The 7655-nt window shown below is 64.2% G+C and carries 6 protein-coding genes; 2 read left to right on the plus strand and 4 right to left on the minus strand.

Features of this window, described 5'->3' with window-relative positions:
• The 3 genes from KA184_05535 to KA184_05545 form a co-directional block, all read right to left on the minus strand.
• Nucleotides 1-1193 (minus strand): glycoside hydrolase family 95 protein (locus KA184_05535; protein ID MBP8129023.1); only part of this gene is annotated, 1193 nt, incomplete at its 3' end.
• Nucleotides 1194-1362: 169 nt separating this feature from the next.
• Nucleotides 1363-2778, minus strand: a complete 1416-nt coding sequence (locus KA184_05540; protein ID MBP8129024.1) for a sulfatase-like hydrolase/transferase — start codon at nucleotides 2776-2778, stop codon at nucleotides 1363-1365.
• On the minus strand, nucleotides 2775-4217 hold the full coding sequence (locus tag KA184_05545) for an amidohydrolase family protein (GenBank protein MBP8129025.1): 1443 nt from the start codon (nucleotides 4215-4217) through the stop codon (nucleotides 2775-2777). The genes KA184_05540 and KA184_05545 overlap by 4 nt, the downstream gene beginning before the upstream one ends.
• A gap of 318 nt (nucleotides 4218-4535) precedes the next feature.
• Between KA184_05545 and KA184_05550 the strand changes: the two genes are divergently transcribed.
• Nucleotides 4536-5303: an aspartyl/asparaginyl beta-hydroxylase domain-containing protein gene (locus tag KA184_05550; GenBank protein ID MBP8129026.1), complete on the plus strand. Its 768-nt coding sequence runs from the start codon at nucleotides 4536-4538 to the stop codon at nucleotides 5301-5303.
• An 18-nt stretch (nucleotides 5304-5321) separates the two neighbouring features.
• On the opposite strand, the gene KA184_05555 is transcribed toward KA184_05550, so the two are convergent.
• Nucleotides 5322-6374 carry an aldo/keto reductase gene (locus KA184_05555; GenBank protein ID MBP8129027.1) on the minus strand — a complete coding sequence of 351 codons (1053 nt, stop codon included), beginning with the start codon at nucleotides 6372-6374 and terminating at the stop codon, nucleotides 5322-5324.
• A gap of 298 nt (nucleotides 6375-6672) precedes the next feature.
• On the opposite strand from KA184_05555, the gene KA184_05560 reads away from it, so the two are divergent.
• Nucleotides 6673-7635 carry a hypothetical protein gene (locus KA184_05560; protein ID MBP8129028.1) on the plus strand — a complete coding sequence of 321 codons (963 nt, stop codon included), beginning with the start codon at nucleotides 6673-6675 and terminating at the stop codon, nucleotides 7633-7635.
• The last annotated feature ends 20 nt before the right edge of the window (nucleotides 7636-7655 follow it).

The raw sequence follows: 7655 nt of genomic DNA on the forward strand, positions 1-7655 counted from the left end.
GGCGCGTGGAAGTGGTCGCACCAGATGCCCTGCAGGTTCGCGGGCAACGTGCCAGGCCGCGACGACGAAATGAGCAGATACCGCCCGAACTGAAAGTAGAGCGCGGCGAGTTGCGGATCCGCGGCGCCCCGGCGCAGCGCGCGCAGGCGCTCGTCAATCGGTTTCTGTCCTGATTCGTGGCCGCCCAAATCGAGCGTGACGCGCCGGAACAGCGACTGATATTCAGCGGCATGATCTGCCCGAATATCCGCGTAGTGCCTTGACGCGGCGGCCTCAATGTGTTGCGCGCATGCGGTCCCGGGGTTTTCGCCCCGATAATCCGTCGCCGCCGCCAGGAACACGGTTGCAGCGTTCGCGCCGGACAATTCGAGGGCATCTTCCGAGGCGTTCAGCTTGCCGCCTTCGTGCAGCACGCGCAACCGCGCCGCGAATGCCATGCCGCGGTCATCCCAGACCCTGCCGGACATGGCCAGCGTGTTGGCGCGGTCAGGGGTTGCGGACCATTTCGGCCCCTCGACGCCGAAATCCGGCGGATCAATGTCTGAGTTGTTCTTCCAGTCCGTCGAGCCGTTACGCTCGTCGCGATTCAAGCGGACAGAAAAACAGACACTGCCAGGCTGATCCGCGGTCAGGCGCACAACGATGACCTGGTCCGGCGCGCTGGAGAAGACCTCCCGGGTGTACCGCACGCCATTCGCAGTGTATTGGACGGTGACGACCGCCGTGTCAAGGTCGAGCGCGCGGCGGTAATCCGTAACAGGTTCCGCGCTACCCGAGAATTCGAGCCACAGGTCACCCAGCGTCTGGTACGAGCCGTAGGGGTAGTCCGCGCCGTCGCCACGATGAGAACCCTCGCCCTTGCAGACCATCTTCTGCTTCGTGAGCTGTTCGGCCTCGACCATTTTGCCCTCGACCTGCAACCGCCGCACCTCCGGCAGCGCTTCGAGCGATTCCGGGTTGTCGGCGTCCTGCGGTTCGCCGGTCCACAAGCTGTCCTCGTTGAGTTGGATGCGTTCGCGCGCCACGCCGCCGAAGACCATTGCGCCGAGCCGCCCGTTGCCGATGGGCAGCGCCTCGACCCAGTACTTCGCTGGCTTGTCATACCAGAGTTGCAGGGACATGGCGTCGTTTCCCGCTGCTTCCTTGGTTTCTGCAATACCCGCCACACAGATCGCCAGGAATGCAGTCATCATGCCCACTTTCCTTTCTTGCCAATATCTTCGTTCGTGGTTCCAGCGTCAGCTTGTCCTAAGTCACGACACGCTGAAGCGTGTACTATGGACATACTCTCGTTTCCGGCCGACAATACGCGCCTTCCGCATCCACAAACTACGCAGATCGCGCCAGGTCCATCATTGGTTCTCAGGAAAGTCGATTGCCTTCCGGGTCCGTGGACCAGTACGTTCCGAACTGCGTATCGCCGTTTTCGCGCATCCAGCAGTCGAGCGTATCCGCGAGCGCGCGCTTCGTGTCGCGGTGCGACGGGTCGTTCGCGAGGTTCACGACCTCGTCCGGGTCATTCGCCAGGTCGTAAAGCTCCTCGCCGTGACGGATGTAACGTGTGTACTTGAACGCGCGCGTGCGGATCATGCGGATGGGGTTTACCCATCGCTGCTTGCCATAGTATTGACCGATCACGTATTCGCGTTCCGGCGCGGGACCCGTGCCGGTCAAGAACGGCTGCAGCGAAACGCCGTCCGCTGCGCCGGGGTCCGCGCCCGCGAAACCGCACAGCGTGGGCAATACGTCGGTAAGCACGGCGAACGCGCCGGCGGCGCCGGGGGCAATCCCGCCGCAGGCAGGCGGCACGCGTACGATCAACGGGACGCGCACCAGGTTCTCGTACAGGAACGGCCCCTTGAAGATGAGACCATGATGCGTGTCCATGTCGCCGTGGTCGGAAGTCAACACGACGATAGTGCTGCCGGCAAGGCCCAGTGCGTCCAGCCTGTTCAATACGGTCCCGATTTCGATGTCCGCGAGCCGGCATTTCTCGCGGTACAACTCGCGGTATTTTTCCCAGTAGACGCGCGGCTTGTTGAAGATCAGTCTTCCCTGGTCCTCGCGCAGGTATTGGAGTTGCGGCGGGGGTTTCCTGCTCAAGTCGTCGCGCCACGACTCGGGCAATGGCACGGGCGCGGCGGGCGGCTCGATGGTTCCTGACAGCCCTTTCGGCGTGAATTCGTAGATGTCGTGCGGGTTGACATAATTGACGAACAACGCGAACGGCGTTTCCGGCGATTGGCGGCGGTGTTCGAGGTAATACGCCGCCTTGTCCGTTGCACCTGCCTGCGCGTCGCCGTCCAGTTCCGATATGTCGAAATGCCCCTTGAAATGATCCGCGTTGCCCAGGTGCCATTTCCCGAAGTACGCCGTGTGATACCCGGCTCCGCGCAGGCGCGACCCCAGCGTCTCGATGCCCTCAGGCAATTGCGGCATGACCGCGCCGTCGTGCCGGACAGACCCCATGTTGCCGATGACGCCGGTCCTGTGCGGGTACAGCCCCGTGTACAGCGACGCGCGGCTGGCGGAGCATTGCGGCGTCGTGCAGAACGCATCCGTGAACACCGTGCCGCTTTTTGCGAGGGCGTCGATATTCGGCGTGTCGAAGAACGGGTCCGCCGCGCCGAATGCGCGCCAATGTTGCTGGTCCGTGGAGATAAGCACGATGTTCGGGCGCACGGGCCTCGCGTCATCGGCGGCGTGACCGGCGCCTGCGGCGATGGCGGCGGCCGATGCCCGCAGGAAAGCGCGCCGGCTGATGTTTGTTTGCGTCATGACCGCGCTCCGTACAATTGCGTTGCGTTGTCGTTGAGGATGCCCCGCGCGATCTGATGGCAAATTGCCGCGCCCGCGCCGCAGCGTTCCAACGCTTCCGCAAGTATCTCGCGCACCAATAACGATGAACCCGCAGCCATCTCGACGCTGGTTGCGTCGTGGCAGGACATTATCTTATGCGCGGGCGCATAGTTCAGCCAGCGGTCGAGCGCCTCCCGGTAGAAACGCGGATTCAGGATGACCTGCCAGCAGGTTTCGAGATAGACGTTGGGCAGATGTTTCGCCATCCAGCCACTTTCATCGAGGAACGGCCAGCAATGGAGCAGCACGAGGTTCATCTTCGGATACCGCCGCGCCAGCGCCTCCAGCGGCAGCGGGCCGGATTTGTCGAGGTTGTGCGTGCCGACATGCACCTGGTGCGGCCAGCCGCGCTCGTGCGCCTGCTTGCAGCATTCATGCATGACCCAGTCCTGAAACACGCGCGCTTCGTCCGGTGTCAGGTCGCCGCGCCATTTCACCTCACGTTGCGCCCGCACGGCAAAATCCAGCGGGCGCGAGTACGCTTGAAGCTGCTTGATCCCCGTGTTCCCCGCCGTCGCGCTCCAGTCGAACACGCGGGCGATGAAATCGCGCCAGCTTGCGCCGTCCGCGGGGTCCACCCCGGCCATCCCGGCAAGGGCGTCTCTCCGCGGATGCACCTCGCGCCAAAAATCGAGAAAGGAATCAATGCGCAGAATAGTCCTCGTGAATGCGCGCTCCGCCGCGGCGGCCGCGGCGCCGGCTTCGCGCCGGTAGAACTCGGGATGCACGGGACGGATCAGCCCGGAGAACCGCGCGCGCTGCATGGCGTCGCGGTACCAGCCGAATACGTCGCCGTATTTCGCCGCCAGGGAAGCATCCGCGCGCTGCCACGCATCTACATCGAACGTCGCGATATCGGCTTCGTGCAGGAAGAGCACGCCGTGGCGGATGCACTGAAACCCGCCGGTTAGGACCTGCCGTTCGAGGTGCGGCTGCATGGCGCGCAGTGCGGCCTCCGGCGACTGCTCCCACCACGCCCGGAAATCCGGTGCGCCCGCTGCTTTCGCCATGCCGTCCCAATCGCAGCCCGCCGAGGCAAGCCAGCCGCCGAAATAGGGGTCGAGCACGATATCCCACACGCCCGTCCGCCGCGTGGGCGTTGCGCCGGCTTCGGCATCCGCCCGGAACCCTTCATCCACCTGCCCGATCGACGGGATGCTGCCCCAATGCTCGTGGGCGCAGAAGTTGAGGATGTCGCCGAAGACAAGACTTGACACAGCGGCGCCGTGCGGAATCGCAGCGGCGCTGGTCTCCGCAGATGGGGGCTCTTGAGCGGCGGCCACACGGGTTCCGCCGGCTGCCAGCGCCGCGCCGCCAGCCATCCGGCCAACAAAAGTGCGCCGGTCTATCCTTGCCATTTTGGCCTCCCGACAGTCCATTTACTCGATTTCAGAAATACAGTCATGCTTGGAATGCGCAAGCTCATGTCCGTCGTAGCTCATGCGAAGGTGGATGCTTGCACTTTGTTCCTCTCGGAACTTGCTGCGCCATAGCACGACGGCCAGCAAGGTGCCGCACGAAACGCAGCAATACGTCATCGAACTCATGACACACCGGGCCGGGCGGCCCGATTGGTATAGCAGATGCGAGCGAACCGGGCCAAGGGCAGCGCCTGCGTGCTGGTAAGGAAAGCGGCGCACCGGTTGTTTTCAGAATCGGTCAGGAGGCCCGCAATCGTGATTCCGCCCATCAGGCAACCGGAAATGACGTGGGGGCAATGGGTTTTGAAGGGGGCGGCGCATTGGCTATTCAACGCCGTGCCGCGCGCGATGGCGCGCTTCTCCCCGGTGGGCGATAAGCCCGTATTTGACAAGGCCGCCTTTCCCTGGGTGGCGGAGGTCGAGTCGTGCTGGCCGGCGATCCGCGGGGAAGCCGAAGACTTGCTTGCGTCCCGCTCGACGGTGCCGAACGTGCAGGACATCATGCCCAGTCAACGATTCCTGTCACAGGATGACCGGTGGAAGACGTTCTTTTTCTACGCCTATGGCCGCCGGTTCGTCAAGAACTGCGCCCTATGCCCCGCCACGGCGGCGGCCGTCGAACGCATCCCGGGCATGACCACGGCGCTCTTCTCGATACTGGCCGGGGGCAAGTACCTTCCCGAACACCGCGGCCCATACAAGGGCGTGCTGCGGTTCCATCTGGGTCTCGTGGTTCCGGAACCGAAGGAATCGTGCGGCCTCCGCGTCGCGGGCCACGTCCTGCATTGGGAAGAAGGGCGGGGAATTGTCTTCGACGACGTGTACAAACACGACGCGTGGAACTTCGCGCAGGCGGACCGCGTCGTCCTGTTCGTCGATTTCGAGCGTCCCCTGCCCGCGCCGTTCGCACAGATGAACAGGCTTCTTATACGGCTGGTTCGCTCGCTGCCGCTGATTCAGGAAGTGATAAGGCGCATGGAGCGCGTCGCGCCGCTGCAAGAAACAGGTGCGCCGGACCAGTAAAAGGCTGAGGCCTGAACCTCACGCGAACAGACTCTGTGCACGCGCCGCGGCGACCAGATTCTCTTCGAGGTGCGTGAAATTCTGCATGTCGGCGTTCACGACGTCAACGCCGTGTTCGAGCACGTAGGCGTAGGCACGTTGATATGCGTTAAGGCCTGCTTTCAGGAGCCCTTCTTCGTAATAGGAGTCGAATGCCGCCTCGCCCGAGGGGCCGGTAAGGAACCGGCCCGCCTTCATGCCCACGAGCCCGAGCCCGGCGTCGCGGGCACGGTCCAGCAACGGACGCAGTTCGGTCATCGGCGGCGTGCCCGCGAGCAGGCTGCGCGAGTCCCAGTCGTACCAGCCCGCGGGCGTCACGGCGACCATCGCGATGTCGTACCACCCCGTCTCGATAGCGGCCTCGAGGACCTCCTTGGCCCGCTTGTGCGTGCTCAGCCCGAAATGACCCACCTTGCCCGCATCGCGCGCCCGCGTAAATGCCGCGTAGAGCTCCTCGCACGCGACCACGGGCGGGTCCGAGACGGCCATGAGGTAATAGGCGTCGACGTAGTCCGTTTCGAGGTCCTTCAGGCTGGCTTCAAGCAGGCGGGTCCATCCCGCCGCCATCGACTTTGCGTCTTCCAATGAAAGCGCGCCGGTCTCCTGCAAGTCCCGGAGCAGGCGCAGAGGGGCTTTTGACGCGATCCAGACGTCGTCGCGGTGCGCTCTGAGAAATGGCGCGAACGCCTTCTCGCTCCCCCTGTAGTACAGATTTGAGCCGTTGTCGTAATAATTGACGCCGGCCTCAAAGGCCCGCTCAAGCAGATGGACGCCCCGGCCGCCGGACAGCGCCGCGCCGCAGCCGAACACGAGGCGGCTGGCCAAGAAGTTGGTGCGCCCCAGCTTGCGATACGCCATCGACGGGCGCTCGTTGCGATGGATCAGCCCGTCGCTGCCCGGCGTCTTGCGGGCCGGGGTCGGCTCTTGCGCCGCGCCCAGCGCGGACGCGCCAGCAGTCGCCGCGGCAAGCGCGGCGGAAGATTTCAGAAAATCCCTGCGGTCCATGACCGTCTCTGATGGGTTCTTGTGCATAGTTCTCATCCTTCATTTGCGCCCGGCCGCGCTGTAACGATCCGTCTGAAACGCTGTAACTGTAGGCCCAAGCCGCGTGGGACGTCAACGCATCCGCTACACTTGGGCCCGTGCGCATAATCGGTGTAAGAGGAAAACCGGTTTGCCGCCGGCGATTCCCGTCCGTGAATGGAACAGTTGTTCTGGCCCCGATGCGCCCGGTCGACCGTATCGAGAGGGGCGCGGCGATTCCGGCGCAGCCTTGAAATCGAGGGAACTTGTGATGGCTTGCCAGGATGGTACCGCCCAAGCCCGGCGCATGCGAATGATCTTGAACGACCCTGCGCCGGGCGCCGGGACGGAGCGTCTTCCGGGCAAGACAGAGGCCGCCGGCAGCGCGGCAAGTCCGCGGCAGGTGAGACAAGAATTGGAGCAGCACAAGACAGAGAGCGGCCGCATGCTGTGGCGCGTGCAGGAAACGCCGCGCCATCACCAGATTCGCGAGAAACTGACCGCGTTGGGAGAGCTCACCGCGGAGGTGGCGCACGAAATCCGGAATCCGCTGAACTTCGTCAACAACTTCTCGGAATTGAGCGAGGAGTTGATCGAAGAACTGCGCCTGGAGCTTTCTGCAAGCCCGGGCGGCTTGCCGGTGCAGACGCGCGCGCGGGTTGCGGAATTGATTGATGCGCTGGCGGACAACCTGCGCCGCATCCGCAAGCACGGCGACCGCGCGGACGCCGTCGTGCAGGGCATGCTCGAGCACGCGCGGAGCGCGCCCGACGATCCGGAGCCGTCGAATCTCAATGCGCTGCTGCGTGAATTCGTTCCTCTCGCGCTGCGCCAATTCCGGTCGCGGCACGATGTGGTCCAAGCGACGGTGCGGATGCGCCTGGACGACGCCATCGGCGAGGTGCGCGTCAAGCCGCGCAGTATCAGCCGGGTGGTGCTTAACCTCGTGAACAACGCGCTGTACGCGGTGCACGAGAAGAGACAGCGCCTCGGCCGCGCCTACGAACCGGTCGTGACGGTCAGCAGCCTGCGCAAGGACGGTTTCGTCGAAGTCCGCGTGTGCGACAACGGCGACGGCGTCCCGGAAAGCGACCAAGGCCGTATCTTCGAGCCGTTCTTCACGACGAAACCGGCCCACGCGGGCGTCGGGCTCGGCCTGTCCATCTGCTACGACATCGTTGTGCGCGAGCACGGCGGCGAATTGTTCCTGGTTTCCGAACCGGGCGCGTATGCCGAGTTCATCGTGCGCCTGCCGCAACCGGGTTCCTGAACCTGTCGACAGGCGTTGTA

This window comes from Candidatus Hydrogenedentota bacterium (genome assembly GCA_018005585.1).
Taxonomy (GTDB): domain Bacteria; phylum Hydrogenedentota; class Hydrogenedentia; order Hydrogenedentales; family JAGMZX01; genus JAGMZX01.

Excerpts from the sequence above, each read along its gene's own strand:
- KA184_05560 (MBP8129028.1), top strand. The coding sequence starts at position 6,673 with ATGCGAATGATCTTGAACGACCCTGCGCCGGGCGCCGGGACGGAGCGT.
- KA184_05555 (MBP8129027.1), bottom strand. The coding sequence starts at position 6,374 with ATGCACAAGAACCCATCAGAGACGGTCATGGACCGCAGGGATTTTCTG.
- KA184_05545 (MBP8129025.1), bottom strand. The coding sequence starts at position 4,217 with ATGGCAAGGATAGACCGGCGCACTTTTGTTGGCCGGATGGCTGGCGGC.
- KA184_05540 (MBP8129024.1), bottom strand. The coding sequence starts at position 2,778 with ATGACGCAAACAAACATCAGCCGGCGCGCTTTCCTGCGGGCATCGGCC.